Origin of the sequence: Pseudomonas sp. HN2-3 (assembly GCF_020691745.1) — a bacterium.
GTDB classification, from domain to species: Bacteria; Pseudomonadota; Gammaproteobacteria; order Pseudomonadales; family Pseudomonadaceae; genus Aquipseudomonas; species Aquipseudomonas capeferrum.
The window spans coordinates 4,012,722-4,039,288 of record NZ_CP085704.1 but is presented as its reverse complement, the minus strand read 5'-3'; the positions used below and the strand labels follow the sequence as shown (position 1 = coordinate 4,039,288).

The following is a 26,567-nucleotide window of genomic DNA, read 5'->3' as shown; positions in this document are numbered from 1 at the left end:
CAGGTGTGGAGTAAGGCTTTGCGGCCAATTCACGGTTTGTAGTGGAGTTTACACGCCACCACAGAAAATGACCCGCGGGTATTTGCCGCAAGCGTCATGACAAGACTGCTCGGTCACCTTGAAGTTTGCTCTACCCGGTACGTTTTTAGAGGTGCCCTTGTACCCACGCGCATCGCCGGGCATGTCCCCAGGCGACTTTCTATTCACCGGAGAGTAACGAGGAATCCATGAAGGTTCTTGTAGCTGTCAAACGAGTGGTCGACTACAACGTCAAGGTTCGCGTCAAAGCGGACAACTCCGGCGTCGACCTTGCAAACGTCAAGATGTCCATGAACCCCTTCTGCGAAATCGCCGTTGAGGAAGCCGTACGCCTGAAAGAAAAGGGTATTGCGACCGAGATCGTCGTGGTTTCCGTCGGCCCGACCACTGCCCAGGAGCAACTGCGTACCGCCCTGGCCCTGGGTGCCGATCGCGCCATCCTGGTAGAAGCCGCTGACGAACTGAACTCCCTGGCCGTGGCCAAGGCGCTCAAGGCTATCGTCGACAAAGAGCAGCCACAGCTGGTCATCCTCGGCAAGCAGGCCATCGACAGCGACAACAACCAGACCGGCCAGATGCTGGCCGCGCTGACCGGTTACGCCCAGGGTACCTTCGCCTCCAAGGTGGAAGTCGCTGGCGACAAACTGAACGTCACCCGTGAAATCGATGGCGGCCTGCAGACCGTATCGCTGAACCTGCCAGCGATCGTCACCACCGACCTGCGCCTGAACGAGCCGCGCTACGCGTCGCTGCCGAACATCATGAAGGCCAAGAAAAAGCCGCTGGAAACCGTCACGCCAGACGCGCTGGGCGTTTCCCTGGCCTCCACCAACAAGACCCTCAAGGTCGAAGCGCCTGCTGCACGCAGCGCGGGTATCAAGGTCAAGTCGGTGGCAGAACTGGTCGAGAAACTGAAGAACGAGGCGAAGGTAATCTAAATGACTATCCTGGTTATCGCTGAATACGAAAACGGCGCCGTGGCCCCGGCCACCCTGAACACTGTCGCCGCTGCCGCCAAAATCGGTGGTGATGTGCACGTGCTGGTCGCAGGCCAGAACGTCGGTGGTGTCGCCGAAGCCGCTGCCAAGATCGCCGGTGTTGCCAAGGTGCTGGTGGCTGACAACGCCGCCTATGCCCATCTGCTGCCTGAAAACGCAGCGCCGCTGATCGTCGAGCTGGCCAAGGGCTATAGCCACGTGCTGGCCCCGGCCACCACCAACGGCAAGAACATCCTGCCGCGCGTTGCCGCACTGCTGGACGTCGACCAGATCTCCGAGATCATCGCGGTCGAATCGGCCGACACCTTCAAGCGCCCGATCTACGCCGGTAACGCCATTGCCACTGTGCAATCCAGCGCTGCGGTCAAGGTCATCACCGTGCGTACCACCGGTTTCGACGCAGTCGCGGCCGAAGGCGGTTCTGCCTCGGTTGAAACCGTCGCTGCCGCCCATGACGCTGGCAAGTCGTCCTTCGTGGGTGAAGAGCTGGCCAAGTCCGACCGCCCAGAGCTGACTGCAGCCAAGATCGTCGTTTCCGGCGGCCGTGGCATGGGCAACGGCGACAACTTCAAGCACCTGTACAGCCTCGCCGACAAGCTCGGCGCTGCTGTGGGCGCCTCGCGCGCTGCGGTCGACGCAGGTTTTGTGCCCAACGACATGCAGGTCGGCCAGACCGGCAAGATCGTCGCACCGCAGCTGTACATCGCCGTCGGTATCTCCGGCGCGATCCAGCACCTGGCGGGCATGAAAGACTCCAAAGTGATCGTTGCGATCAACAAGGACGAAGAAGCGCCGATCTTCCAGGTTGCCGATTACGGCCTGGTCGCTGACCTGTTCGAAGCGGTTCCGGAGCTGGAAAAGCTGGTCTGATCCGCCTGCTTCACTTATAAAGAAGCCCGGCCCTCGTACTGAGGGCCGGGTTTTTTTATGGATTTCAGTGTCACAGCCAGGAGTGAGCATGAGGTTTGGCAAAGCAGGCGGGGTGCTGGCGTGCATGGCGGCGTTGCTGTCGTCGGCGACAATGGCAGCAGGCAAGTGCGAGCGCCTGGTGGCGACCGGCAGCCCTGATGCGCCTCCCTACTCCTGGCAGGACCCGAAGGACCCAAAGCACCTGATTGGCGCCAATGTCGAGCTGTTGCAGCAGGTGGCCAGCGAGCTGGGGGTCAAGGTGGACGTGCTGAGTGCCGGTCGGCGCGACCAGGCCCTTGAGGAGGTTCGCAGCGGGCGTATGGACCTGCTGCTCGATACCCCGCTGCAGGTCGGGCAACTGACGGCGCTGGACTATATCCACCCACCTTTGCAGTTGAACGAATACCTGGTCTGGACCCGTCATGACGCTGAGCTGGCCTTCAATGGCCCGGCGGATCTGGCCAACTACCAGGGCAGCTTGTCCGAGCGTGCACGTCTGACCCCCGCCTTTGAAGCCTTTGCCAAAGCGCACCTGAAGTTGCAGCCGGCGCAGAACCTGACCCAGGCGTTCCAGAAGCTAGTGCTGGGGCAGGTGGACTATGTGCTTGCCGGGCGCTACTCCGGCATGGCCATGATCCAGAGCCTGGGCATGAGCAACGACCTGATTGCCCGCGGCCTGCCGGTAGATCGCCCTGGGTTGTACCTGGCCGTGTCACACAACTCGGCATGCAATGACAGCTGGCTGCGTGGGCAATTGGCGAAAAAACTGACAGAATTGCCGATCTCCGGTGCGTCCGAGGCTGTGCTGCAACGTAATGTCGAGCGCTGGAAGGCGCAGATGCAGGTGCCGCTGGACGCCCCCAAACACTAGGAAGATTGCGTGAGAATCCAACCACTGATCCTTGCTCTGGCCGTGCTCGGCCTGGCGGGTTGCGCCAACGACCCGGCGCCGAACGAGCAACTGCGCATTTCCGAGCAGGCGCTGGAACAGGCCAAGGCTGTCGGCGCCACCGACCAGGTCGAAGCGCTGAAGCTGGCCGAAGACAAGCTTGCCCGGGCCAAGACCAACATGCTCACCGAAGACTTTCGCGATGCGCGCATGCGTGCCGAGCAGGCTGAGCTGGATGCGCGCCTTGCCGAGGCGCAGGTGTTGAACCAGAAGAGTGAAGAGCAGCTGCAACTGCTGCAGTCGCGGGTCAAGCGCCTGCGCAAACAGCTGGAGGTGCAGCCATGATGCGTTCTACACCCATGGCCGCGCTGGTGTTGCTGGCGTTGACCGCAGGCTTGCAGGGTTGCGCCAGCCAGCGCAGCGAGGCGGCACTGGATGAGGCCAGTGCAACCTTCCAGAAGGTCAAGGACGATTCCGACGTGCTGCGCAGCGCACCCCGCGACGTGATCCGCGCAGGTGAATCACTGGCGCGGGCCGAGCGCCTTTCCAGTTATATCGGCACCGGCACCGATGTACGCCATTACGCCTACCTGAGTCAGCGCTACAGCGAAATCGCCAGCGAGCACGCCAAGCTCGCGCTGAACCAGGAGCGCCTGGCCAAGCTCGACCTTGAGCGTCAGCGTCTGCAGCTGGCGCTGCGTGAGGCGAAGCTGGCCAGCGTCCAGCAGCAAGGCAAGTGGGTCGAATCGCAGATTGCCGCGCTGGCTTCGGAGCAGACGGACCGTGGCCTGGTGATGACCCTGGGTGACGTGCTGTTCGACACCGGGCGTGCCGACCTTAAAAACTCGGCCAGCCGCACCGTGCTCAAGCTGGTGCAGTTCCTTCAACTCAATCCGCGCCGGGTGGTGCGAATCGAGGGGTATACCGACAGCACCGGTGCGCCGGAAGACAACCTGAAGCTTTCGCGTGATCGCGCGCAGGCAGTGGCCGACATGCTGGCGGACCTGGGTATCGACGAGAAGCGTCTGCAGGTTGAAGGCTACGGTGACCAGTACCCGATCGAGGCCAACGCGTCGGAGCGGGGCAGGGCGCAGAATCGCCGGGTCGAGATCGTCTTCTCTGATGACAAGGGCAAGCTCGCGCCGGCGCGTTGATCCCTTCAACGATCGACGAACAGTTGTAGGCGCGGCCTTGCGTCGCGAAAAGGGGGGGGCGAAGCAGGCTCCGGATTTTGCGCTGACACATAAAGCGCTGGGGCCGCGCTGCGGCCCTTTCGCGACGCAAGGCCGCTCCTACAACCAAGCACGCAATCCTGGGAAATTGGCCGGGTGCTGTCACGCAACTGTATTGTTGGCTATTCTGCAATCTGTCCCCGTACACTTCGCAACTGTTACGGTATTCTCTGCCGTCAGTGTGTCGCACAAGAATAACGAGCCCGTCCGCGCGTCGAGATATCGCCATGACTAACCTGCTGCTATATCAGCGTATCGCCCAGCAACTGGCCGATGACATCCGTCGCGGTGTCTACCAGCCAGGCGAGCGCGTGCCGTCGGTGCGCAAGATGAGCGCCCAGCTCAATGTCAGCCACGCCACGGTGCTGCAGGCCTATGCCAATCTCGAAGACCAGGGGCTGATCCGCGCGCGCCCGCAGTCGGGTTATTACGTTCACCAGACCCCGGCCCTCACTGCGCAAACGCCGGATATCGCCCGGGTGGAGCGCCCGGGCCTAGTGACCCGGGCAAGTATCATCCAGCAGGTATTGACCGAGGCGCGCCGCGATGGCGTATTTCCGTTCGGCGCAGCGGTGCCCCATGTGGACTACCTGCCGGTGCGCGCCCTGCATCAGCAGATTGCCAAGGTGACTCGCTTTCACAGCCCGCGCGCGTTCAGTTACATGTTCAGCCCGGGCTTTGAGCCGTTGCGCCGGCAGATTGCCATTCGCATGCGCGATGCCGGCGTGTTGGTAGACCCGCGTGAAGTCATCGTGACCCATGGCTGTGTCGATGCGCTGCAGATGTCGCTGCGGGTGCTGACTCGTCCAGGCGACCTGATCGCCGCCGAGTCCCCGACCTACTACGGCCTGCTGCAGTTGGCCGATTTGCTTGGCCTGAAGGTGATCGAGATCCCCAGCGACCCGTCTACGGGCATCAGCCTCGAGGCCTTGCAGTTGGCCGCCAACCAGTGGTCGATCAAGGCGCTGGTACTGACCTCGCGCCTGAGCAACCCGTTGGGTGGCACCATCCCTGAAGAACGCCAGAAGCAGTTGCTACGCCTGGCCTCGGACTTCGATATCCAGATCGTCGAAGACGACATCTATGGCGAGCTGATGTTCGAGCAGGGCAAGACCAAGGCGCTCAAGGCATTCGATCGGCTCGACCGGGTGATCTACTGCTCGAGTTTTTCCAAGACGTTGTCACCGGGTGTGCGGGTCGGCTGGATGGTGGCGGGGCGCTACCAGGATGAAATCCAGCGGCTGCAGACGTTCACCACCCATTCGGCGTGCAGCGTGACGCAGATGGGGGTGGCCGCCTATCTGGAGAACGGCGGCTATGACCGCCATCTGCGCTACATCCGCCAGGAGTACCGCAAGAACCTCAGTGCCTACCAGTTGGCGGTGCAACAGCACTTCCCTGAAGGCACCCAGATGACCCGGCCTACCGGTGGCTTCATCCTTTGGGTGAGCCTGCCGGGGCGGGTCAATACCCAGGACTTGCATGTGCGGGCGCTGGAGCAGGGTATCAGTATCGCGCCCGGGTTGATCTTCAGTAACACTGAGCAGTTCAACCACTGCATCCGGCTTAACTGCGGGATTCCGTGGAATAAAGAGGCCGAGCGGGCGGTGATCACCCTTGGCCTTTTGGCTCAGCAATTGTGCAGAGAGCCTACGGGTTCACTTTTGTAGGCTTGCCAGGCGCAGGCGGAACAGGGAGCATATGCATTTTTCCAGCCTGACTGTCGATGTCCATGAAACTGTTGCGCTGTATCGCCCTTAGTTTTTGCCTCGTGCCGCTCTGCCACTTTGGCGCAGTGGCGCAGGCTGCTCAGCCTGCCGCCGAGGCACAGGCTCGCCAGGCCAAGCCTGCGCAGAAGGCCCCTGCCAAGCCTGTGTCGAAGCAGGCTGTCAGCAAGGCCAAGCCCAAGCCCAAGCCAAAGCCAAAGCCAAAGTCTGCGCGCAAGCCGGTCAGCAAGGCGGTGGCCAAGCCGCTGCCCCAGCCCAAGCTCGACCTGAGCCTGCCTGTCGAAATGGTCAATGACCTTGAGCCGAATGTCGGCAGTTCGGCCACACGGCGCAAACCTTTGCTGCCCGCAATGTTTACCGAAAAACCCCAGGGCGATGAAAGCCCGTTCCAGCTCAATGGCCGATTGATCAGCAATGAAATGCAGCTGCAGTTGCGCAATGAAAGCCGCCGCGATGTTGAAGGGGCAGCGATCGAATTCGAGTACCGCCAGTAGCCAGTGAACTGACTGCCGGGTCACGGCAGATTTCATCGGGCCAGCAATTTCAAACGCACGTTTGAGCGGTTACTATCCGGGGACGTTCGTCCCATTTTGCTCCACAGAGACCTGATTTTGATGAATAGCCATGAATTGCCGTGAGGGGTGTGGTGCCTGCTGCATCGCCCCGTCCATCAGCTCTGCCATGCCGCGCATGCCGCATGGCAAGCCGGCCGGTGAGCGCTGCCTGCACCTGACTGTCGACAACCTCTGCGACCTGTTCGGCAAGCCCGAACGCCCGGCGGTGTGCGGCGGTTTCAAGGCGGATGTCGAGGTGTGCGGCAGTGATCGCGATGAGGCAATCAGGATTCTCGGCTGGTGGGAGCAGATGACGGCGGCGTGACAGGCTGGATCTTCGACAACAAGGATAAAGATGATGAGATCGTTCAAGCGTATTGCACTGCTGTGTGGCATGGGTGTGTTGCTGGCGCCCGCCGCCTGGGCCGAGAACTGGCAGGTGGCCAAGGACGAGGAGGGCATCAAGGTCTCCCTCAGTGAAGTGGCGGGCTCCAAGTACAAGGCCTATCGCGGTGTCACCGTGATCAAGGCGCCACTGGCCAAGGTCCAGGCGCTGCAAGAAGACGTGGTCGGGGCTTGTGCCTGGATTCACGAGTGCAAGTCGCAGAAGCTGCTCAAGCACGAAGGCGACCAGAGCTGGACCTACACCCAGTTCAATACGCCCTGGCCGGTGACGCCGCGCGATTCGGTGCTGCATGTCACCACGGTCAAGGGTGCGGATGGCAGCCTGACGCGCAGCCTGAAGGAAGAGCCGACCTATATCCCGGAAGAGAAGGGCTTTGTGCGAGTGGCGAAGGTCGAGGGCTTCTGGAAGTTGGTACCCAAGGGGGACAGCACGGAAGTGACCTATCAGGTGCACACCGAGCCGGGTGGCAGTGTGCCGGCGATGGTGGCCAACAAATTCGTGGTCGATGCGCCGTTCAATACCCTGAAAGGGTTGCGTGAGCGGGCCGAGAAAAACTGAATTAGTCGAGTTGCCTGCTAGGCAATAAAAAAGGCTGCCCGAGGGCAGCCTTTTTGCGTTCGGCTCGATGAGCTTACTTGCGGTCTTTCAGTGCAGCGATGTCGCGCTTCTGCTCGCCGGTGTACAGCTGGCGCGGGCGGCCAATCTTGTACGGGCTGGAGAGCATTTCTTTCCAGTGCGAGATCCAGCCTACAGTACGTGCCAGGGCGAAGATCACGGTGAACATGCTGGTCGGAATGCCGATCGCCTTGAGGATGATCCCCGAGTAGAAGTCGACGTTCGGGTACAGCGAGCGCTCGATGAAGTACGGATCGGTCAGGGCGATCTCTTCCAGGCGCATGGCCAGTTCCAGCTGCGGGTCGTTCTTGATGCCCAGCTCGCGCAGGACTTCGTCGCAGGTCTGCTTCATCACGGTGGCGCGCGGGTCGCGGTTCTTGTACACGCGGTGACCGAAGCCCATGAGCTTGAACGGGTCGTTCTTGTCCTTGGCCTTGGCGATGAAGGTGTCGATGTTCGAGACATCGCCGATTTCATCGAGCATGGTCAGTACGGCTTCGTTCGCACCGCCGTGGGCAGGGCCCCACAGTGCAGCGATACCGGCGGCGATACAGGCGAACGGGTTGGCGCCCGACGAGCCGGCCAGGCGCACGGTGGAGGTGGAGGCGTTCTGCTCGTGGTCGGCGTGGAGGATGAAGATCCGGTCCATTGCCTTGGCCAGCACCGGGCTGATCGGTTTGATCTCGCACGGGGTGTTGAACATCATGTGCAGGAAGTTTTCCGCGTACGACAGGTCGTTGCGCGGGTACATCATCGGCTGGCCCATGGAGTACTTGTAAACCATCGCGGCCAGGGTCGGCATTTTGGCGACCAGGCGCACCGCGGAGATTTCGCGGTGTTGCGGGTTATTGATGTCCAGGGAGTCGTGGTAGAACGCCGACAGGGCGCCGACCACGCCGCACATCACCGCCATCGGGTGAGCGTCGCGGCGGAAACCGTTGAAGAAGGACTTCAGCTGCTCGTGAACCATGGTGTGGTTCTTCACGGTGCTGACGAACTGAGCCTTCTGCTCGGCATTCGGCAATTCGCCGTTGAGCAGCAGGTAGCAGGTTTCGAGGTAGTCCGACTGCTCGGCGAGCTGTTCGATCGGGTAGCCGCGGTGCAGCAGAATACCCTTGTCGCCGTCGATGTAGGTGATCTTCGACTCGCACGAGGCGGTCGCCATGAAACCAGGGTCGAAGGTGAAGTGACCTGTGGCCCCCAACCCGCGGACGTCGATTACATCAGGACCAACGGTGCCGGTTAAAATGGGCAGCTCGACGGGGGCAGCGCCCTCGATGACCAACTGCGCTTTTTTGTCAGCCATGTGGCCTCCTATTAATGCTTGAAATCATCAGACAGACCCCCCACGCAGGGCCCGCACCACTATAGAGGGATAAATTCAGATGTCAATTTGCCTAAAGGCTGGTTGAAACGGGCTTCGAGGCCTGATTTTTCTCGAAATTGTCGCCCATTTACGCCTTTTGCTGGCTAAAGGCAATGCGCTATTTGGGCTACCCCATCACGTTGTCATAAGCAGCCTAACTGTCTATACTCGGCACCCGACCGCCAGGGGCTTGCAAGCCCGAACTGCTGGGGGTCGCCGTTCCCTGGGTGGTGGGTACCTGACCAGTACACTTACCAACAACTTTGCCCTGTTCGCTAGGGGCTCTTCAGTGTGAAAAAAGCCGTGAAAAGCCAACGACCTGTAAACCTAGACCTAAGGACCATCAAGCTCCCGATCACCGCGTACACGTCCATTCTGCACCGTATCTCCGGCGTCATCCTGTTCCTCGGCCTGGCCATCATGCTTTATGCATTGGGCAAGTCCCTGGGTTCCGAGGAAGGCTTCGGTGAGGTGAAGGCGTGTCTGACCAGTCCGCTGGCCAAACTGGTGACCTGGGCCCTGCTGTCCGCCCTGCTGTATCACCTGGTGGCAGGTGTACGCCACCTGATCATGGACATGGGCATCGGTGAGACGCTGGAAGGCGGCAAGCTGGGCTCGAAAATCGTGATTGTCATCTCCGTGGTGGTGATCGTTCTGGTGGGAGTTTGGGTATGGTAACCAATGTCACGAACCTGTCGCGTTCGGGCCTCTATGACTGGATGGCACAGCGCGTCTCTGCGGTCGTTCTCGCGGCTTACTTCCTCTTCCTGATCGGTTACGTCGTAGCCCACCCAGGTATCGACTATGCCCAGTGGCACGGTCTGTTCTCCAACAACGCGATGCGGATCTTCAGTCTGCTGGCCCTCGTTGCCCTGGGCGCTCACGCCTGGGTCGGCATGTGGACCATTGCCACCGACTACCTGACGCCGATGGCGTTCGGCAAGTCGGCAACTGCGATTCGTTTCCTGTTCCAGGCGGTATGCGGCGTTGCGATGTTCGCTTACTTCGTCTGGGGTGTGCAGATTCTCTGGGGTATCTGATCCATGGCTAGCATTCCTACTATTTCCTTCGACGCCATCATCATTGGTGGCGGCGGCGCCGGCATGCGCGCAGCGCTGCAGCTGGCACAGGGCGGTCACAAGACTGCCGTGGTCACCAAGGTCTTCCCGACCCGTTCGCACACTGTATCCGCCCAGGGCGGCATCACCTGCGCCATCGCTTCGGCCGACCCGAACGACGACTGGCGCTGGCACATGTACGATACCGTCAAAGGTTCCGACTACATCGGTGACCAGGACGCTATCGAATACATGTGTCAGGAAGGCCCGGCTGCGGTCTTCGAGCTGGACCACATGGGCCTGCCGTTCTCGCGCACCGAAACCGGCCGTATCTACCAGCGTCCGTTCGGTGGCCAGTCCAAGGACTTCGGCAAAGGCGGCCAGGCTGCTCGTACCTGTGCAGCGTCCGACCGTACCGGTCACGCACTGCTGCACACCCTCTATCAGGGCAACCTGAAAGCGGGCACCACCTTCCTGAACGAGTACTACGCGGTTGACCTGGTGAAGAACCAGGACGGCGCGTTCGTCGGTGTGATCGCGATCTGCATCGAAACCGGCGAAACCCTGTACATCAAGTCCAAGGCCACCGTTCTGGCTACTGGCGGTGCGGGCCGTATCTACGCCTCGACCACCAACGCCCTGATCAACACCGGTGACGGTGTCGGCATGGCCCTGCGTGCCGGCGTGCCGGTGCAGGACATCGAAATGTGGCAGTTCCACCCAACCGGCATCGCCGGCGCCGGTGTACTGGTCACCGAGGGTTGCCGCGGTGAAGGTGGCTACCTGATCAACGCCCACGGCGAGCGCTTCATGGAGCGTTACGCGCCGAACGCGAAAGACCTGGCCGGCCGCGACGTGGTTGCCCGTTCCATGGTCAAAGAGATCATCGCCGGCAACGGCGTGGGCCCGAACAAGGACCACGTACTGCTGAAGCTGGACCACCTGGGCGAGGAAGTGCTGCACAGCCGTCTGCCAGGTATCTGCGAACTGTCCAAGACCTTCGCCCACGTCGACCCGGTTGTCGCGCCGGTGCCGGTCGTACCGACCTGCCACTACATGATGGGTGGTGTTGCCACCAACATTCATGGCCAGGCCATCACCATGGACGCCGAAGGCAAGGACCACATCATCCCGGGCCTGTTCGCCGTAGGTGAAGTGGCGTGCGTATCGGTCCACGGTGCCAACCGCCTGGGCGGCAACTCGCTGCTCGACCTGGTAGTGTTTGGCCGTGCTGCCGGCCTGCACCTGGAGAAGGCGCTGACCGAAGGCGTCGAGTACCGCGATGCCAGCGATACCGATGTCGACGTTGCCCTGAACCGCCTGAACAAGCTCAACGAGCGCACCACTGGCGAAGACGTGGCAAGCCTCAAGCGCGAGCTGCAAAGCTGCATGCAGAACTACTTCGGTGTATTCCGTACTGGCGAATACATGCAGAAGGGTATCGAGCAGCTGGCGGGCCTGCGTGACCGCATCGCCAACGTGAAGATCAACGACAAGTCCCAGGCCTTCAACACCGCGCGTATCGAAGCGCTGGAGCTGCAGAACCTGCTGGAAGTTGCCGAAGCTACCGCCATTGCGGCCGAAGCCCGTAAAGAGTCGCGCGGCGCTCACGCCCGTGAAGACTTCGAAGACCGTGACGACGAGAACTGGCTGTGCCACACCCTGTACTACCCGGGTGAGAAGCGCGTTGCCAAGCGTGGCGTCAACTTTGCGCCGAAGACCGTACCGGCCTTCGAGCCAAAAATCCGGACTTACTAAGGGTGGCTGCTATGTTGAAAGTCGAAGTTTACCGTTACAACCCCGACACCGACTCGGCGCCCAAGATGGAGTCGTTCGACGTCGATACCGGCGGCAAGGACCTGATGGTTCTGGACGTGCTGGCACTGATCAAGGAAAAGGACGAGGGTTTCTCGTACCGTCGCTCGTGCCGTGAAGGCGTGTGCGGTTCCGATGGCATGAACATGAACGGCAAGAATGGCCTGGCCTGCATCACCCCGCTGTCGGGCGTGGTCAAGGGCAACAAGCTGGTGCTGCGCCCGCTGCCGGGCCTGCCGGTCATTCGTGACCTGGTCGTCGACATGAGCATCTTCTACAAGCAGTACGAGAAGGTGAAGCCATTCCTGCAGAACGATACGCCGCCTCCGGCCATCGAGCGTCTGCAGTCGCCAGAAGAGCGTGACAAGCTGGACGGTCTGTACGAGTGCATTCTGTGCGCTTGCTGCTCGACTTCCTGCCCATCGTTCTGGTGGAACCCGGACAAGTTCCTGGGCCCCGCTGCTTTGCTGCAGGCCTATCGCTTCCTGGCCGACAGCCGTGACACCAAGACTCAGGAGCGCCTGGCGTCCCTGGATGACCCGTTCAGCGTATTCCGCTGCCGCGGGATCATGAACTGCGTAAACGTTTGCCCGAAAGGTCTGAACCCGACCAAGGCAATCGGTCACGTACGTAACATGCTGCTGCAAAGCGGCACCTGATTCATCGAGTTGTACCTGCAGTAAGCCGAGGTGCGGGTGGTGAGCCCGCACTGAGGTAAAACTCGAGCAAGGGCCCACAAAGCCCGCGCTCATTACCTATGAAGATATGAGACCAGCAGGGGCTTTCCGGGCTGGTACCCGGAAAATCAGCAGGATCCAAGTGGCGTGGTTCAGTCGCTGTGTTCGGACTTTTCCAGGTTTGCTGTGGCTCTCGCCGATCGTCCCCTAACCGAGGGTGACCAAGCATGCAAGAAAGCGTGATGCAGCGCATGTGGGAAAGCGCCCACCTTTCAGGTGGTAACGCTGCATATGTGGAAGAGCTCTACGAACTCTACCTGCACGACCCTAACGCTGTGCCAGAAGAGTGGCGCACTTACTTCCAGAAGTTGCCAGCCGACGGCAGCACCGCTACCGATGTATCGCACTCTACAATCCGCGACCATTTCGTACTGCTGGCAAAGAACCAGCGCCGCGCCCAACCGGTATCCGCCGGGAGCGTGAGCAGTGAACACGAGAAGAAGCAGGTTGAAGTTCTGCGACTGATCCAGGCCTATCGTATGCGCGGTCATCAGGCTGCCAAGCTCGACCCGTTGGGGTTGTGGCAGCGCCCTGCGCCCGTAGACCTGTCGATCAATCACTACGGCTTGACCAATGCCGATCTTGATACGACCTTCCGTGCCGGCGACCTGTTCATCGGCAAAGAGGAAGCGAGCCTACGCGAGATCTTCGAGGCGCTCCAGAAGACATATTGTCGCACCATTGGCGCCGAGTTCACCCATATCGTCGATTCCGAGCAGCGCAGCTGGTTCCAGCAGCGTCTCGAAAGCGTGCGCGGCCGTCCGGAGTTTTCCGCTGACGTGCAGGCCCACCTGCTCGAGCGCGTGACCGCCGGTGAAGGGCTTGAGAAGTACCTGGGCACCAAGTATCCGGGCACCAAGCGTTTCGGCCTGGAGGGTGGCGAAAGCCTGATCCCGATGCTGGACGAGATGATCCAGCGCTCCGGCTCCTACGGCACCAAGGAAGTCGTGATCGGCATGGCCCACCGTGGCCGTCTGAACGTGCTGGTCAACACCTTCGGCAAGAACCCGCGCGAGCTGTTCGACGAGTTCGAAGGCAAGAAGATGAACGAGCTGGGCTCCGGTGACGTCAAGTATCACCAGGGCTTCTCTTCGAACGTGATGACCACCGGTGGCGAAGTTCACCTGGCCATGGCGTTCAACCCGTCCCACCTGGAAATCGTCTCGCCAGTGGTCGAGGGTTCGGTGCGCGCCCGTCAGGACCGTCGCAACGACACCGTTGGCGACAAGGTACTGCCGATCTCGATTCACGGTGATGCGGCATTCGCCGGCCAGGGCGTGGTCCTGGAAACCTTCCAGATGTCGCAGACCCGCGGTTTCAAGACCGGCGGTACCGTGCACATCGTGATCAACAACCAGGTCGGTTTCACCATCAGCAACCCGCTGGATGCGCGCTCCACCGAGTACGCCACCGACGTTGCCAAGATGATTCAGGCGCCGATCCTGCACGTCAACGGGGATGACCCGGAAGCCGTGCTGTTCGTGACCCAGCTGGCCATTGATTACCGCATGCAGTTCAAGCGTGACGTGGTCGTCGACCTGGTCTGCTACCGCCGTCGCGGCCACAACGAGGCCGACGAGCCGAACGGTACCCAGCCGCTGATGTATCAGCAGATCAGCAAACAGCGCACCACCCGTGAGCTGTATGCCGAGGCACTGATCCAGGCCGGTCGCATCGACGCCGAGCGTGCTCAGGCCAAGATCGACGAGTACCGCAACGCCCTGGACAACGGCCTGCACGTGGTCAAGAGCCTGGTCAAGGAGCCGAACCGCGAGCTGTTCGTCGACTGGCGTCCGTACCTGGGCCACGCCTGGACCGCGCGTCACGACACCCGTTTCGACCTCAAGACCCTGCAGGACCTGTCGGCCAAGCTGCTCGAGCTGCCGGAAGGCTTCGTCGTCCAGCGTCAGGTGTCGAAGATCTACGAAGATCGCCAGAAGATGCAGGCCGGTGGCTTGCCGATCAACTGGGGTTACGCAGAGACCATGGCTTACGCCACCCTGCAATTCGAAGGTCACCCGATCCGCATGACCGGCCAGGACATCGGCCGCGGCACCTTCTCGCACCGCCACGCGGTGTTGCACAACCAGAAGGACGCCAGCACCTACGTACCGCTGCAGAACCTGTTCCCGGGCCAGCCGCGCTTCGACCTGTACGACTCCTTCCTTTCGGAAGAAGCGGTACTGGCCTTCGAATACGGCTACTCGACCACCACGCCGAACGCGCTGGTGATCTGGGAAGCCCAGTTCGGCGACTTCGCCAACGGTGCGCAAGTGGTGATCGACCAGTTCATCACCAGCGGTGAGCACAAGTGGGGCCGCCTGTGCGGTCTGACCATGCTGCTGCCACACGGCTACGAAGGGCAGGGGCCGGAGCACTCGTCCGCGCGTCTGGAGCGTTACCTGCAGCTGTGCGCCGAGCACAACATCCAGGTGTGCGTACCGACTACCCCGGCACAGATCTACCACCTGCTGCGTCGCCAGGTCATCCGTCCGCTGCGCAAGCCGCTGATCGTCCTGACGCCGAAGTCGCTGCTGCGCCACAAGCTGGCCATCTCGACCCTGGAAGACCTGGCAGAAGGTTCGTTCCAGACCGTGATCCCGGAAATCGACAACCTCGATCCGGCCAAGGTCGAACGCCTGGTCCTGTGCAGCGGCAAGGTCTACTACGACCTGCTGGAAAAACGCCGTGCCGAAGGCCGTGAAGACATCGCGATCGTGCGTATCGAGCAGTTGTATCCGTTCCCGGAAGACGACCTGGTCGAAATCCTGGCGCCATACACCAACCTCAAGCATGCCGTCTGGTGTCAGGAAGAACCGATGAACCAGGGCGCCTGGTACAGCAGCCAGCACCACATGCGCCGTATCCTGGGCCGCCACAACAAGGCACTGGTCCTGGAATACGCCGGCCGCGACGCTTCTGCCGCGCCAGCCTGTGGTTACGCTTCGAAGCACGCCGAACAGCAGGAAAAACTGCTGCAAGACGCCTTCACTGTCTAACGCCTTCGCGCACCTGAAACCGAATTTAAGGAAACACAGATAATGGCTATCGAGATCAAAGCCCCAACCTTCCCGGAATCGGTTGCCGATGGCACCGTTGCCACCTGGCACAAGAAGCCGGGCGAAGCCGTCAAACGTGACGAGCTGATCGTCGACATCGAGACCGACAAAGTCGTCCTGGAAGTCCTGGCCACCGCCGATGGCGTGATGGGTGACATCGTCAAGGGCGAGGGCGACACCGTCCTGTCCGACGAAGTGCTGGGTTCGATCGTTGAAGGTGGCGCTGCTGCCGCGCCTGCCGCTGCCCCAGCCGCTGCTGCCCCGGCTGCCGCTGCCGCCGATGCTGGCGAAGACGACCCGGTTGCCGCGCCTGCCGCGCGCAAGCTGGCCGAAGAAAACGGTATCGACCTGGCTACCGTTGCTGGCACCGGCAAAGGCGGTCGCGTTACCAAGGAAGACGTGGTTGCTGCAGTCGCCAACAAGAAGTCGGCCCCTGCCGCAGCACCGGCTGCCAAGCCTGCCGCTGCTGCCCCGGTTGTGACCGCCGCTGGTGATCGCACCGAGAAGCGCGTGCCGATGACCCGTCTGCGTGCCAAGATCGCCGAGCGTCTGGTCGAAGCCCAGTCCAACATGGCGATGCTGACCACCTTCAACGAAGTCGACATGACCGAAGTCATGGCCCTGCGTTCGAAGTACAAGGACCTGTTCGAGAAGACCCACAACGGCGTACGCCTGGGCTTCATGTCGTTCTTCGTCAAGGCCGCCACCGAAGCCCTGAAGCGCTTCCCGGCTGTCAACGCCTCGATCGACGGCAACGACATCGTCTACCACGGCTTCGCCGACGTCGGCGTTGCCGTCTCCAGCGACCGTGGCCTGGTGGTTCCAGTACTGCGTAACGCCGAGTCGATGAGCCTGGCTGAAATCGAGAACGGCATCGCCACCTTTGGCAAGAAGGCCCGTGACGGCAAGCTGTCGATCGAAGAGATGACCGGCGGCACCTTCACCATCACCAACGGTGGCACCTTCGGTTCGATGATGTCGACCCCGATCGTCAACCCGCCACAGGCTGCCATTCTCGGCATGCACAACATCATCCAGCGCCCGATGGCCATCAACGGCCAAGTGGTCATCCGCCCAATGATGTACCTGGCGCTGTCGTACGATCACCGCCTGATCGACGGCAAGGAAGCGGTAACCTTCCTGGTCACCATCAAGAACCTGCTGGAAGATCCGTCTCGCCTGCTGCTGGACATCTAATCGCGCAGCTGTAAGCTGCAAGCCGCACGCTTCAAGCCGAAGCCTGCTGGTCTTGCGGCTTGCAGCGTGCCGCTTGAAGCTAAAAAGGAATCTTTTATGACCCAGAAATTCGACGTAGTGGTGATTGGTGCAGGTCCTGGCGGCTATGTGGCTGCCATCAAGGCTGCCCAACTTGGTCTGAAGACTGCCTGTATCGAGAAATACACCGACGCCGAGGGCAAACTGGCCCTGGGCGGCACCTGCCTGAACGTAGGTTGCATTCCGTCCAAGGCGCTGCTGGACAGCTCCTGGAAGTACAAGGAAGCCAAAGAGAGCTTCAACGTCCACGGTATCTCCACTGGCGAAGTGAAGATGGACGTTGCCGCGATGGTCGGCCGCAAGGCGGGTATCGTCAAGAACCTGACCGGCGGCGTTGCCACCCTGTTCAAGGCCAATGGCGTTACTTCGATCCAGGGCCACGGCAAACTGCTGGCTGGCAAGAAAGTCGAAGTCACCAAGGCTGACGGCACCACCGAAATCATCGAAGCCGAGAACGTGATCCTGGCCTCCGGTTCGCGTCCGATCGACATTCCGCCGGCTCCGGTCGACCAGAACGTCATCGTCGACTCCACCGGCGCCCTGGAATTCCAGACCGTGCCACAGCGTCTGGGCGTGATCGGCGCCGGCGTCATCGGTCTGGAGCTGGGTTCGGTATGGTCGCGCCTGGGTGCCCAGGTCACCGTCCTGGAAGCCCTGGACACCTTCCTGATGGCTGCCGACACCGCAGTGTCGAAAGAAGCCCAGAAGACCCTGACCAAGCAAGGCCTGGACATCAAGCTGGGCGCGCGCGTCACTGGCTCGAAAGTCAATGGCAACGAAGTCGAAGTCACCTACACCGATGCCAACGGCGAGCAGAAGATCACCTTCGACAAGCTGATCGTCGCGGTCGGCCGTCGTCCAGTGACCACTGATCTGCTGGCTTCGGACAGCGGCGTGACCATCGACGAGCGTGGCTACATCTTCGTTGACGATCACTGCGCTACCAGCGTTCCGGGCGTGTTCGCCATCGGTGACGTGGTTCGCGGCATGATGCTGGCGCACAAGGCCTCGGAAGAGGGCATCATGGTTGTCGAGCGCATCAAAGGCCACAAGGCCCAGATGAACTACGACCTGATCCCATCGGTTATCTACACCCATCCGGAAATCGCGTGGGTCGGCAAGACCGAACAGTCCTTGAAGGCCGAGGGTGTTGAGGTTAACGTAGGCACCTTCCCGTTCGCGGCCAGCGGCCGTGCGATGGCGGCCAACGACACCGGTGGTTTCGTCAAGGTCATCGCCGATGCCAAGACCGACCGCGTACTGGGTGTGCACGTGATTGGCCCATCCGCTGCCGAGCTGGTACAGCAGGGCGCAATCGCAATGGAATTCGGCACCAGTGCCGAGGATCTGGGCATGATGGTCTTCAGCCATCCAACCCTGTCCGAAGCGTTGCATGAAGCAGCGCTGGCAGTGAATGGCGGCGCCATTCACGTAGCCAACCGTAAGAAGCGTTAATTATAAGAAACCACGGCGGGCTGCCCGTCGTGAGTCTTGCGTGCATGACTCACCGCGGAAAGTTCGCCGGATCGGACTACACGGGATAACCCGGGGTCAACGGTCACAGGTGGTGCGGCGCCAGTAATGGCGCAGCGCCGAAGCGCAGTACCTAACGAAGACGGTAAAAAGCATGAATCTTCACGAGTATCAGGGTAAGCAGCTGTTCGCTGAATACGGCCTGCCAGTATCCAAGGGTTTCGCTGTCGATACCCCTGAAGCTGCAGCAGAAGCTTGCGACAAGATCGGCGGTTCCGAGTGGGTTGTAAAAGCCCAGGTTCACGCAGGTGGTCGCGGTAAAGCGGGCGGCGTCAAGCTGGTTCGCAGCAAGGAAGACGCCAAGGCGTTCGCTGCGCAATGGTTGGGCAAGCGCCTGGTAACCTACCAGACCGACGCCAACGGTCAGCCAGTGACCAAGATCCTGGTCGAGTCCTGCACTGACATCGCCAAAGAGCTGTACTTGGGCGCTGTAGTCGATCGCTCGAGCCGCCGCATCGTGTTCATGGCCTCCACCGAAGGTGGCGTGGACATCGAGAAAGTTGCTCACGAAACTCCTGAGAAGATCATCAAGGCTACTATCGATCCACTGGTCGGCGCACAGCCGTTCCAGGGTCGTGAACTGGCATTCCAGCTGGGTCTGGAAGGCAAGCAAGTTGCACAGTTCGCCAAGATTTTCGTAGGCCTGGCCAAGCTGTTCAAAGAACACGACCTGGCCCTGCTGGAAGTCAACCCGCTGGTCATCAAGGCCGACGGCGACCTGCACTGCCTGGATGCGAAGATCAACATCGACGCAAACGCCATGTACCGCCAGCCTAAGCTGAAAACCTTCCACGACCCGTCGCAGGACGATCCTCGTGAAGCCCACGCTGCCAGCTTCGAGCTGAACTACGTGGCCCTGGAAGGCAACATCGGCTGCATGGTCAACGGTGCTGGCCTGGCCATGGGTACCATGGACATCGTCAACCTGCATGGTGGCAAGCCAGCCAACTTCCTCGACGTTGGCGGCGGTGCTACCAAAGAGCGCGTTACCGAAGCGTTCAAGATCATTCTGTCCGACAGCAATGTCGCGGCCGTTCTGGTCAACATCTTCGGCGGCATCGTTCGCTGCGACATGATTGCCGAAGGCATCATCGGTGCAGTGAAAGAAGTCGGCGTTAAAGTTCCGGTTGTCGTTCGCCTCGAAGGCAACAACGCCGAACTGGGCGCTAAAGTACTGGCAGAAAGCGGTTTGAACATCATTGCGGCAACCAGCCTGACCGACGCTGCTCAACAAGTTGTCAAAGCTGCGGAGGGCAAGTAATGAGCGTCCTGATCAATAAAGACACCAAAGTCATCTGCCAGGGCTTCACCGGCTCGCAGGGTACTTTCCACTCCGAACAAGCCATCGCCTACGGCACCAAGATGGTCGGCGGCGTTACTCCAGGCAAGGGTGGCACCACCCACCTGGGCCTGCCGGTGTTCAACACCGTCAAGGAAGCCGTGGAAGCGACCGGCGCTGATGCTTCGGTCATCTACGTTCCGGCTCCGTTCTGCAAAGACTCGATCCTGGAAGCTGCCTTCGGCGGCATCAAGCTGATCGTCTGCATCACCGAAGGCATTCCTACCCTGGACATGCTGGATGCCAAGGTCAAGTGCGACGAACTGGGCGTTACCCTGATCGGCCCTAACTGCCCAGGTGTCATCACCCCGGGCGAGTGCAAGATCGGCATCATGCCAGGCCACATCCACCTGCCAGGCAAAGTCGGTATCGTTTCGCGTTCCGGCACCCTGACCTATGAAGCGGTCAAGCAGACCACCGACGCCGGCTTCGGCCAGTCGACCTGCGTCGGCATCGGCGGTGACCCGATCCCAGGCTCCAACTTCATCGACATCCTGAAGCTGTTCCAGGAAGACCCGAAGACCGAAGCGATCGTCATGATCGGCGAGATCGGCGGTTCGGCTGAAGAAGAAGCCGCGGCCTACATCAAGGCCCACGTCACCAAGCCTGTCGTTTCCTACATCGCCGGTGTTACCGCACCTGCGGGCAAGCGCATGGGCCATGCTGGCGCCATCATCTCTGGCGGCAAAGGCACTGCGGACGAGAAGTTCGCTGCGCTGCAGGACGCAGGTGTTAAAACCGTGCGTTCGCTGGCCGACATCGGCAAGGCCCTGGCCGAGCTGACTGGCTGGGAAGCCAAGAAGTAATACGCTTTACCCCCCACGCGCACAGAGGCCACCTTCGGGTGGCCTTTGTCGTTATCAACATTGTGTTTTTTTGCCCCGCGAAGAGGCCGGAACAGACAACTAGGAATTTTCGATGGGTATGATAGGAATTTTCACAAAGACGTTTTTCCGATCCCTGAGATAATTGCACCGTCCCCGGTCGCACAGACGACAAACACATACGCACATCGGACAAGCAGCACTGTGCCAGTGCGTTTGACTGTCAAAACAGTTAATCTACGCGTTCACTCTGTGCCCGTCCCCCAAAAGGGAACGACACGCTAAACGGGTCTGGCTCATCAAGCCGGGCAGCATTTCCCTCATCCATGGGGAAATCCCTTCTCGAATCCCGATTTCAGCAGTGTGGTACTACCTCAAATGAAAGTTTTAAAAGGCCAGGATATCCTGGCGCTTGGCTTTATGACGTTTGCGCTTTTCGTAGGCGCCGGCAATATCATCTTCCCGCCTATCGTCGGTCTGCAGTCTGGCCCGCACGTGTGGATGGCTGCCTTGGGCTTCCTGGTGACCGCCGTGGGCCTACCGGTCATCACCGTGGTCGCGCTGGCCAAGGTCGGTGGCGGCATGGATGCCCTGAGCAGCCCGATCGGCAAGTTCTTCGGTGGCCTGTTGGCGGCCGTGTGCTACTTGTCGGTCGGCCCGCTGTTCGCGACGCCGCGTACCGCGACCGTGTCGTTCGAGGTCGGTGTGGCACCGTTGACCGGCGAAAGCCCGTTGGCGCTGTTCCTCTACAGCCTGGTGTACTTCATCGTGGTGCTGGCGGTGTCCATGTATCCGGGCAAGCTGCTCGATACCGTGGGGCGCTTCCTCGCGCCGCTGAAGATCATCGCCTTGGCGGTGCTGGGTATCGCCGCGTTCGCGCTGCCGGCCGGCACCATCGGTGAAGCGCAACCTGCTTATGCGGCTGCGGCGTTCTCCAAGGGCTTCTCCGATGGTTACCTGACCATGGATACCCTGGGCGCGCTGGTGTTCGGTATCGTCATCGTCAATGCCATCCGCTCGCGAGGCGTCGAATCGCCGAAGCTGATTACCCGCTATGCCATCATCGCCGGCTTGATCGCCGGTGTCGGCCTGGCCCTGGTGTACATCAGCCTGTTCCGCCTGGGGGCGGGCAGCCACGATATCGCGGCTGACGCCACCAACGGTGCGGCCGTATTGCATGCCTATGTGCAGCATACCTTTGGCTCGCTCGGCAGTGGCTTCCTGGCCGTGCTGATCGCGTTGGCGTGCCTGGTGACCGCGGTCGGCCTGACCTGCGCCTGTGCCGAGTACTTCAGCCAGATCCTGCCGCTGTCATATCGCGCACTGGTGGTGATCTTGGCGGGCTTCTCGTTGCTGATCTCCAACCTGGGCCTGACCAAGCTGATCATGTTCTCGATCCCGGTACTGACGGCGATCTACCCGCCGTGCATCGTGGTGGTGGGCTTGAGCTTCGTCAAAGACCTGTGGAACTCGCCAACGCGCATTCTCGCACCGGTCATGCTGGTGTCGCTGGTGTTCGGCGTCGTCGATGCGATCAAAGGCAGCAGCCTGGCGCATGTACTGCCGGACGCCGTCGCTCACCTGCCGCTGAGTGATCAGGGCCTGGCCTGGCTGGTGCCGTCGGTGGTGACCCTGGCCGCGGCCGTGATCTACGACCGCATGCTGGGCAAGCCGCGCGAGGCGCTGGCCTGATAGGTTGAAGCCTGAGGGCTGCACTGGCCACAAGCCACAGGGTGCCAGCCAGCGGTTTACACCTGAAACCCCGTCTCCGAATGGATGCGGGGTTTTTTGTTGTTTGCCTGGGGCGTTTTTGCAGACGGTTGCGCGAAGCGGCATTATTCGTTGCGGTGGTGTGCCTTTTGCTGCTTGCGGGCGTCGAAACCCGGTCTCTATTCTTTGTGCACCTGGCTTTCGGGAAACCTGCATGAACTTCATTCAAAGCAACTTCAACAACCTGCTGGCAATCTGCTGGTTCGCAGCCTGCTGGGGCGGCTACACCCGTTATGCCATCTGGAAGGGCCGCGACACCGCTTGCCTGGCCAGCGTGCTGCACCTGTACCGCGAAGACTGGATGCGGCGCATGTTGATGCGCGACAACCGCATCGCCGATGCCAGCGTGATCGGCAACCTGGAGCGCAACGCTTCGTTTTTCGCCTCAAGTACCTTGATCATTCTTGCGGGTATTCTCACCGTACTCGGTGCCTCGGACAGGGCGCTGTCGCTGCTGGCCGACCTGCCCTTGGTGCAGCAGACGTCCCAAGGCATGTCGGAAATCAAGTTGCTGTGCCTGGCGACGGTCTTCGTTTATGCCTTCTTCACCTTCAGCTGGTGCATGCGTCAGTACAACTTCGCGGCGGTGCTGGTAGGGTCGGCGCCGATGATTGGCGAGCGCCTGGTCAATGAGCTGGAGCGCAAGGCATTTGCCTCGCGCGCCGCGCGGGTGTTGTCGCTGGCGGCCAACCAGTTCAACTTGGGGTTGCGCGCGTATTACTTTGGCATGGCCATGTTGAGCTGGTTTATCAGCCCCTGGTTGTTCATGGTGATGAGTGTCGGGGTTGTATTGATTCTCTACCGCCGTGAGTTCCATTCCGATGTGCTGGATGTGATGGTGTTCACACCCACGGAAAGTGCGCCGGTGGACGTCGCCAAGGAGAGCTCGGCTTCCGGAAACTGAAACGTTTAATCGTTAAACTTCAGGCATAAAAAAACCCGACAGTGTCGGGTTTTTTTGTACAAGCCGATTACTGCTTGGCAGGTTCGGCTGGAGTAGCAGGCGCGGTTTCTGGCGCTGGAGTGGCCGGGGCGGCTTCCGGAGCCGGAGTTGCCGGAGCGGCTTCTTCGGCGGCCTTCTGCTGCGCTTCGGCCTGATCTTTGGCAGCTTCAGCGTTTTCCTTGGCGGCTTCGTTCATCTTATCCTGAGCTTCGCCCATTTTTTCCTGGGCTTGCTCGGCGTGTTGCTGTGCGTCTTGGGCTTTGTCTTCGCTCGCTTTATCGCAAGCGGCCAGGCCCATGGCAGCAGCCAGCATCAGAGCAAAAGCAAAAGGTTTACGCATGGGGGTGTATCTCCTTGGTGGAATAAGTGACTTGTTCCTTCGAGTACAACTACGCGGAATAAGTTCCGCGCAGGTTACAGATATATAACGCCCCGTTCTACATAGATTTTTTAACGGTTTTATGCCGTTGCGTCCGCAGCCCTGGAACTTGCCGATGAGCGATTCAACCTTGATGGCCATGGCCGAGCGTTTTCTGTCGGCCTTGAAGCATTGTCAGTTGTTGCAGATGCGCGTGGCGCATGCCGATACGCAGGGCATGACGTTGATCTTGCCGTGGTCGCCGGCAATCGTTGGCAACCCGCAAACCGGCGCGGTGCATGGTGGGGCGCTGACCACGCTGATGGACACTACCTGCGGCATGGCCACCCTGTGTGCGCTGCCACAGTTTGAAGTGTGCCCGACCCTGGACCTGCGCATCGACTACATGCACACAGCCGAGGCCGGCAAGGACATCTACGGCCATGCCCAGTGCTACCGGGTGACGCGTGATGTGATCTTCACCCGCGGCAGCGCCTACCAGGACGACCCCAGCCAGCCCATCTGCCAGGTGGTGGGAACGTTCATGCGCCTGGGGCCGCAGATCAAGGGCGGTATTCGCTTCGGCAACAGCCTCAAGGAGGGTGGCGCATGATCCCGCCAGACGTACGCCAGCAACTCAATGCCGCCCACGCGGTGGGCGACTACCGGCCGTTGCTGGCATTGATCCCCTATGCCGGTCTGATCGGCATCGAATGCGAGCGCCAGGGCGAGGACCTGCTTTTCCGCCTGCCAGCCAACCCGGACAACATTGGTAACCCTTTGCTGCCAGCGATTCATGGTGGCGTGATCGCAGGGTTCATGGAGTTGTCTGCGGCGTTGTACCTGCTGATCTACAGCGAGAGTGCGAGCATTCCCAAGGTCATCGACTTCTCCATCGACTACCTGCGCGCCGGGCACTTTCGCGACACCTACGCCCAGTGCCAGCTGTGGCGCCAAGGGCGACGGGTGACCAACGTCGCCATCACCGCCTGGCAAGGTGATCGGCAGTCGCCCATCGCCACCGCCCGGGCACATTTCAAGATCGAACCGGAAAAGCCCTTGAAATCGCCTGGGCAGCCCCCATCTGCATGACATCCGCCATTAACGCAGGCCGAATCGGCTGCAGGCGCCCACTGCCATCAGATCGGAGTTTTGAAGACCATGAGTGTGGAAACACAAAAGGAAACCCTGGGCTTCCAGACCGAGGTAAAGCAGCTGCTGCACCTCATGATTCATTCGCTGTACTCGAACAAGGAAATCTTCCTGCGTGAGCTGGTTTCCAACGCCTCTGACGCGGCTGACAAGCTGCGTTTCGAAGCCCTGGCCAAGCCAGAGCTGCTCGAAGGCGACGCGGATCTGCGCATTCGTCTGAGCTTCGACAAGGACGCCGGCACCATCACGCTCGACGACAACGGCATTGGCATGAGCCGCGAAGACGTCATCACCCACCTGGGTACCATTGCCAAGTCCGGTACTGCCGACTTCATGAAGAACCTCACCGGTGACCAGAAGAAGGACTCGCACCTGATCGGTCAGTTCGGCGTGGGCTTCTATTCGGCCTTCATCGTTGCCGACAAGGTCGACGTCTACAGCCGTCGCGCAGGCCAGCCGGCCGCCGAGGGCGTGCACTGGTCGTCCAAAGGCGAGGGCGAGTTCGAAGTCGCTACCGTAGACAAGCCAGAGCGCGGCACCCGCATCGTGCTGCACCTGAAGAAGGATGAGCAGGAGTTCGCCGATGGCTGGCGCCTGCGCAACCTGGTCAAGAAGTACTCCGATCACATTGCCCTGCCGATCCAACTGCCTAAAGAGCAGGAAGCTGCAGAAGGCGAGGAGCAGCCAGCCGTTGAGTGGGAAACCGTCAACCGTGCCAGTGCCCTGTGGACCCGTCCGCGTACCGAGATCAAGGACGAGGAATACCAGGAGTTCTACAAGCACATCGGCCATGACTTCGAAAACCCGCTGGCCTGGAGCCACAACAAGGTCGAAGGCAAGCTTGAATACAACTCGCTGCTGTACGTCCCGGCCCGCGCGCCGTTCGACCTGTACCAGCGTGAAGCACCGCGTGGCCTGAAGCTGTATGTGCAGCGCGTGTTCATCATGGACCAGGCCGAGTCGTTCCTGCCGCTGTACCTGCGCTTCATCAAGGGCGTGGTCGATTCCAACGACCTGTCGCTGAACGTTTCTCGCGAAATCCTGCAAAAAGACCCGATCATCGATTCGATGAAGACCGCGCTGACCAAGCGCGTGCTGGACATGCTGGAGAAGCTGGCGAAAAACGAGCCAGAGCAGTACAAGGGCTTCTGGAAAAACTTCGGCCAAGTGCTGAAGGAGGGCCCGGCCGAGGACTTCGCCAACAAAGAGAAGATCGCAGGCCTGCTGCGCTTCGCTTCCACCCATGACGACAGCGGTGAGCAGAGCGTCGCCCTGGCCGATTACCTGGCCCGCGCCAAGGAAGGCCAGGACAAGATCTACTACCTCACCGGCGAAACCTATGCGCAGGTCAAGAACAGCCCGCACCTGGAAGTCTTCCGCAAGAAGGGCATCGAGGTCCTGCTGCTGACCGACCGTATCGATGAGTGGCTGATGAGCTACCTCAACGAGTTCGACGGCAAGAGCTTCGTCGACGTCGCCCGTGGCGACCTGGACCTGGGCAAGCTGGATTCCGAGGAAGACAAGAAGGCCCAGGAAGAAGTCGCCAAAGACAAAGAAGGCCTGGTCGAGCGCCTGAAAGGCGCGCTGGGTGACAGCGTTGCCGAGGTACGCGTTTCCCACCGCCTGACCGACTCGCCGGCGATTCTCGCCATCGGCGAACAGGACCTGGGCCTGCAGATGCGCCAGATCCTCGAAGCCAGCGGGCAGAAGGTGCCGGATTCCAAGCCGATCTTCGAATTCAACCCGAGCCACCCGCTGATCGAGAAGCTGGACCACGAACAGAGCGAAGACCGCTTCGCCGAGCTGTCGCACATCCTCTTCGATCAGGCTGCCCTGGCGGCGGGCGACAGCCTGAAGGACCCGGCGGCTTACGTCCGTCGCCTGAACAAGCTTCTGGTCGAGCTGTCTGCTTGAGTTAGAGGTTAGGAAAGCCCGCTTCGGCGGGCTTTTTTCATGGGGGCAAGGAGGA

At 60.8% G+C, this 26,567-nt stretch carries 25 protein-coding genes; 23 read left to right on the top strand and 2 right to left on the bottom strand.

Annotated features, from left to right (window positions below):
- Positions 1–227 precede the first annotated feature (227 nt).
- From LJX93_RS18295 to LJX93_RS18255, 9 genes are all read left to right on the top strand, one after another.
- On the top strand, positions 228–977 hold the full coding sequence (locus LJX93_RS18295; RefSeq protein WP_033699291.1) for an electron transfer flavoprotein subunit beta/FixA family protein: 750 nt from the start codon (positions 228–230) through the stop codon (positions 975–977).
- Positions 978–1,907 carry an electron transfer flavoprotein subunit alpha/FixB family protein gene (locus tag LJX93_RS18290; RefSeq protein ID WP_033699289.1) on the top strand — a complete coding sequence of 310 codons (930 nt, stop codon included), beginning with the start codon at positions 978–980 and terminating at the stop codon, positions 1,905–1,907.
- An 88-nt stretch (positions 1,908–1,995) separates the two neighbouring features.
- Entirely contained in the window at positions 1,996–2,817 is an 822-nt protein-coding gene (locus LJX93_RS18285) for a substrate-binding periplasmic protein (RefSeq protein ID WP_033699287.1), read from the top strand.
- Between the two features lie 9 nt (positions 2,818–2,826).
- Positions 2,827–3,180, top strand: coding sequence for a DUF4398 domain-containing protein (locus LJX93_RS18280; protein WP_033699285.1), 354 nt, complete (start codon positions 2,827–2,829; stop codon positions 3,178–3,180).
- Positions 3,177–3,989, top strand: a complete 813-nt coding sequence (locus LJX93_RS18275) for an OmpA family protein (protein ID WP_033699283.1) — start codon at positions 3,177–3,179, stop codon at positions 3,987–3,989. The genes LJX93_RS18280 and LJX93_RS18275 overlap by 4 nt, the downstream gene beginning before the upstream one ends.
- 305 nt (positions 3,990–4,294) lie before the next feature.
- Positions 4,295–5,737, top strand: a complete 1,443-nt coding sequence (locus LJX93_RS18270) for a PLP-dependent aminotransferase family protein (RefSeq protein ID WP_033699281.1) — start codon at positions 4,295–4,297, stop codon at positions 5,735–5,737.
- Positions 5,738–5,799: 62 nt separating this feature from the next.
- Positions 5,800–6,288 carry a hypothetical protein gene (locus LJX93_RS18265; protein ID WP_033699280.1) on the top strand — a complete coding sequence of 163 codons (489 nt, stop codon included), beginning with the start codon at positions 5,800–5,802 and terminating at the stop codon, positions 6,286–6,288.
- Between the two features lie 130 nt (positions 6,289–6,418).
- Complete coding sequence (locus tag LJX93_RS18260) at positions 6,419–6,673, top strand: YkgJ family cysteine cluster protein (RefSeq protein ID WP_033699278.1); 255 nt, start codon at positions 6,419–6,421, stop codon at positions 6,671–6,673.
- 33 nt (positions 6,674–6,706) lie between these two features.
- Positions 6,707–7,312, top strand: a complete 606-nt coding sequence (locus tag LJX93_RS18255; RefSeq protein ID WP_227696267.1) for an START domain-containing protein — start codon at positions 6,707–6,709, stop codon at positions 7,310–7,312.
- A 73-nt stretch (positions 7,313–7,385) separates the two neighbouring features.
- Here LJX93_RS18255 and gltA read toward each other — a convergent pair whose 3' ends face one another.
- The gene (gene gltA, locus LJX93_RS18250; RefSeq protein ID WP_019472041.1) at positions 7,386–8,675 is read right to left on the bottom strand and encodes a citrate synthase; all 1,290 of its coding nucleotides are present in this window, start codon (positions 8,673–8,675) and stop codon (positions 7,386–7,388) included.
- Between the two features lie 351 nt (positions 8,676–9,026).
- Here gltA and sdhC point away from each other — a divergent pair, with 351 nt between their 5' ends.
- From sdhC to LJX93_RS18195, 11 genes are all read left to right on the top strand, one after another.
- Entirely contained in the window at positions 9,027–9,413 is a 387-nt protein-coding gene (sdhC, locus tag LJX93_RS18245; RefSeq protein ID WP_077068487.1) for a succinate dehydrogenase, cytochrome b556 subunit, read from the top strand.
- A complete protein-coding gene (gene sdhD, locus LJX93_RS18240; protein ID WP_027592876.1) occupies positions 9,407–9,775 on the top strand; it encodes a succinate dehydrogenase, hydrophobic membrane anchor protein in 369 nt (122 codons plus the stop codon). Before sdhC ends, sdhD begins: the two co-directional genes overlap by 7 nt.
- Before the next feature lie 3 nt (positions 9,776–9,778).
- Entirely contained in the window at positions 9,779–11,551 is a 1,773-nt protein-coding gene (gene sdhA, locus LJX93_RS18235) for a succinate dehydrogenase flavoprotein subunit (RefSeq protein WP_027592875.1), read from the top strand.
- An 11-nt stretch (positions 11,552–11,562) separates the two neighbouring features.
- Positions 11,563–12,267 carry a succinate dehydrogenase iron-sulfur subunit gene (locus LJX93_RS18230; RefSeq protein WP_033699275.1) on the top strand — a complete coding sequence of 235 codons (705 nt, stop codon included), beginning with the start codon at positions 11,563–11,565 and terminating at the stop codon, positions 12,265–12,267.
- A gap of 245 nt (positions 12,268–12,512) precedes the next feature.
- On the top strand, positions 12,513–15,344 hold the full coding sequence (locus tag LJX93_RS18225) for a 2-oxoglutarate dehydrogenase E1 component (RefSeq protein ID WP_033699274.1): 2,832 nt from the start codon (positions 12,513–12,515) through the stop codon (positions 15,342–15,344).
- A gap of 42 nt (positions 15,345–15,386) precedes the next feature.
- A complete protein-coding gene (gene odhB, locus LJX93_RS18220; protein WP_033699273.1) occupies positions 15,387–16,601 on the top strand; it encodes a 2-oxoglutarate dehydrogenase complex dihydrolipoyllysine-residue succinyltransferase in 1,215 nt (404 codons plus the stop codon).
- Between the two features lie 96 nt (positions 16,602–16,697).
- Entirely contained in the window at positions 16,698–18,134 is a 1,437-nt protein-coding gene (lpdA, locus tag LJX93_RS18215; RefSeq protein ID WP_033699271.1) for a dihydrolipoyl dehydrogenase, read from the top strand.
- 172 nt (positions 18,135–18,306) lie between these two features.
- Entirely contained in the window at positions 18,307–19,473 is a 1,167-nt protein-coding gene (gene sucC / locus LJX93_RS18210; RefSeq protein WP_008091914.1) for an ADP-forming succinate--CoA ligase subunit beta, read from the top strand.
- A complete protein-coding gene (gene sucD, locus LJX93_RS18205; RefSeq protein ID WP_003254203.1) occupies positions 19,473–20,357 on the top strand; it encodes a succinate--CoA ligase subunit alpha in 885 nt (294 codons plus the stop codon). The genes sucC and sucD overlap by 1 nt, the downstream gene beginning before the upstream one ends.
- A gap of 396 nt (positions 20,358–20,753) precedes the next feature.
- Entirely contained in the window at positions 20,754–22,067 is a 1,314-nt protein-coding gene (brnQ, locus tag LJX93_RS18200; RefSeq protein WP_033699269.1) for a branched-chain amino acid transport system II carrier protein, read from the top strand.
- Between the two features lie 232 nt (positions 22,068–22,299).
- Positions 22,300–23,049, top strand: coding sequence for a DUF599 domain-containing protein (locus LJX93_RS18195; RefSeq protein WP_033699268.1), 750 nt, complete (start codon positions 22,300–22,302; stop codon positions 23,047–23,049).
- 67 nt (positions 23,050–23,116) lie between these two features.
- Here LJX93_RS18195 and LJX93_RS18190 read toward each other — a convergent pair whose 3' ends face one another.
- On the bottom strand, positions 23,117–23,428 hold the full coding sequence (locus LJX93_RS18190) for a hypothetical protein (RefSeq protein ID WP_047581273.1): 312 nt from the start codon (positions 23,426–23,428) through the stop codon (positions 23,117–23,119).
- A 154-nt stretch (positions 23,429–23,582) separates the two neighbouring features.
- On the opposite strand from LJX93_RS18190, the gene LJX93_RS18185 reads away from it, so the two are divergent.
- The 3 genes from LJX93_RS18185 (at position 23,583) to htpG (ending at position 26,512) form a co-directional block, all read left to right on the top strand.
- Complete coding sequence (locus LJX93_RS18185) at positions 23,583–24,059, top strand: PaaI family thioesterase (protein WP_033699266.1); 477 nt, start codon at positions 23,583–23,585, stop codon at positions 24,057–24,059.
- Positions 24,056–24,538, top strand: a complete 483-nt coding sequence (locus LJX93_RS18180; protein WP_033699265.1) for a PaaI family thioesterase — start codon at positions 24,056–24,058, stop codon at positions 24,536–24,538. The genes LJX93_RS18185 and LJX93_RS18180 overlap by 4 nt, the downstream gene beginning before the upstream one ends.
- Before the next feature lie 69 nt (positions 24,539–24,607).
- Complete coding sequence (gene htpG / locus LJX93_RS18175; protein WP_033699263.1) at positions 24,608–26,512, top strand: molecular chaperone HtpG; 1,905 nt, start codon at positions 24,608–24,610, stop codon at positions 26,510–26,512.
- Positions 26,513–26,567 lie beyond the last annotated feature (55 nt).

Excerpts from the sequence above, each read along its gene's own strand:
- LJX93_RS18295 (WP_033699291.1), top strand. The coding sequence starts at position 228 with ATGAAGGTTCTTGTAGCTGTCAAACGAGTGGTCGACTACAACGTCAAG.
- LJX93_RS18290 (WP_033699289.1), top strand. The coding sequence starts at position 978 with ATGACTATCCTGGTTATCGCTGAATACGAAAACGGCGCCGTGGCCCCG.
- LJX93_RS18285 (WP_033699287.1), top strand. The coding sequence starts at position 1,996 with ATGAGGTTTGGCAAAGCAGGCGGGGTGCTGGCGTGCATGGCGGCGTTG.
- LJX93_RS18275 (WP_033699283.1), top strand. The coding sequence starts at position 3,177 with ATGATGCGTTCTACACCCATGGCCGCGCTGGTGTTGCTGGCGTTGACC.
- LJX93_RS18270 (WP_033699281.1), top strand. The coding sequence starts at position 4,295 with ATGACTAACCTGCTGCTATATCAGCGTATCGCCCAGCAACTGGCCGAT.
- LJX93_RS18265 (WP_033699280.1), top strand. The coding sequence starts at position 5,800 with ATGAAACTGTTGCGCTGTATCGCCCTTAGTTTTTGCCTCGTGCCGCTC.
- LJX93_RS18260 (WP_033699278.1), top strand. The coding sequence starts at position 6,419 with ATGAATTGCCGTGAGGGGTGTGGTGCCTGCTGCATCGCCCCGTCCATC.
- LJX93_RS18255 (WP_227696267.1), top strand. The coding sequence starts at position 6,707 with ATGAGATCGTTCAAGCGTATTGCACTGCTGTGTGGCATGGGTGTGTTG.
- gltA (WP_019472041.1), bottom strand. The coding sequence starts at position 8,675 with ATGGCTGACAAAAAAGCGCAGTTGGTCATCGAGGGCGCTGCCCCCGTC.
- sdhD (WP_027592876.1), top strand. The coding sequence starts at position 9,407 with ATGGTAACCAATGTCACGAACCTGTCGCGTTCGGGCCTCTATGACTGG.
- sdhA (WP_027592875.1), top strand. The coding sequence starts at position 9,779 with ATGGCTAGCATTCCTACTATTTCCTTCGACGCCATCATCATTGGTGGC.
- LJX93_RS18230 (WP_033699275.1), top strand. The coding sequence starts at position 11,563 with ATGTTGAAAGTCGAAGTTTACCGTTACAACCCCGACACCGACTCGGCG.
- LJX93_RS18225 (WP_033699274.1), top strand. The coding sequence starts at position 12,513 with ATGCAAGAAAGCGTGATGCAGCGCATGTGGGAAAGCGCCCACCTTTCA.
- odhB (WP_033699273.1), top strand. The coding sequence starts at position 15,387 with ATGGCTATCGAGATCAAAGCCCCAACCTTCCCGGAATCGGTTGCCGAT.
- lpdA (WP_033699271.1), top strand. The coding sequence starts at position 16,698 with ATGACCCAGAAATTCGACGTAGTGGTGATTGGTGCAGGTCCTGGCGGC.
- sucC (WP_008091914.1), top strand. The coding sequence starts at position 18,307 with ATGAATCTTCACGAGTATCAGGGTAAGCAGCTGTTCGCTGAATACGGC.
- sucD (WP_003254203.1), top strand. The coding sequence starts at position 19,473 with ATGAGCGTCCTGATCAATAAAGACACCAAAGTCATCTGCCAGGGCTTC.
- brnQ (WP_033699269.1), top strand. The coding sequence starts at position 20,754 with ATGAAAGTTTTAAAAGGCCAGGATATCCTGGCGCTTGGCTTTATGACG.
- LJX93_RS18195 (WP_033699268.1), top strand. The coding sequence starts at position 22,300 with ATGAACTTCATTCAAAGCAACTTCAACAACCTGCTGGCAATCTGCTGG.
- LJX93_RS18190 (WP_047581273.1), bottom strand. The coding sequence starts at position 23,428 with ATGCGTAAACCTTTTGCTTTTGCTCTGATGCTGGCTGCTGCCATGGGC.
- LJX93_RS18185 (WP_033699266.1), top strand. The coding sequence starts at position 23,583 with ATGAGCGATTCAACCTTGATGGCCATGGCCGAGCGTTTTCTGTCGGCC.
- LJX93_RS18180 (WP_033699265.1), top strand. The coding sequence starts at position 24,056 with ATGATCCCGCCAGACGTACGCCAGCAACTCAATGCCGCCCACGCGGTG.
- htpG (WP_033699263.1), top strand. The coding sequence starts at position 24,608 with ATGAGTGTGGAAACACAAAAGGAAACCCTGGGCTTCCAGACCGAGGTA.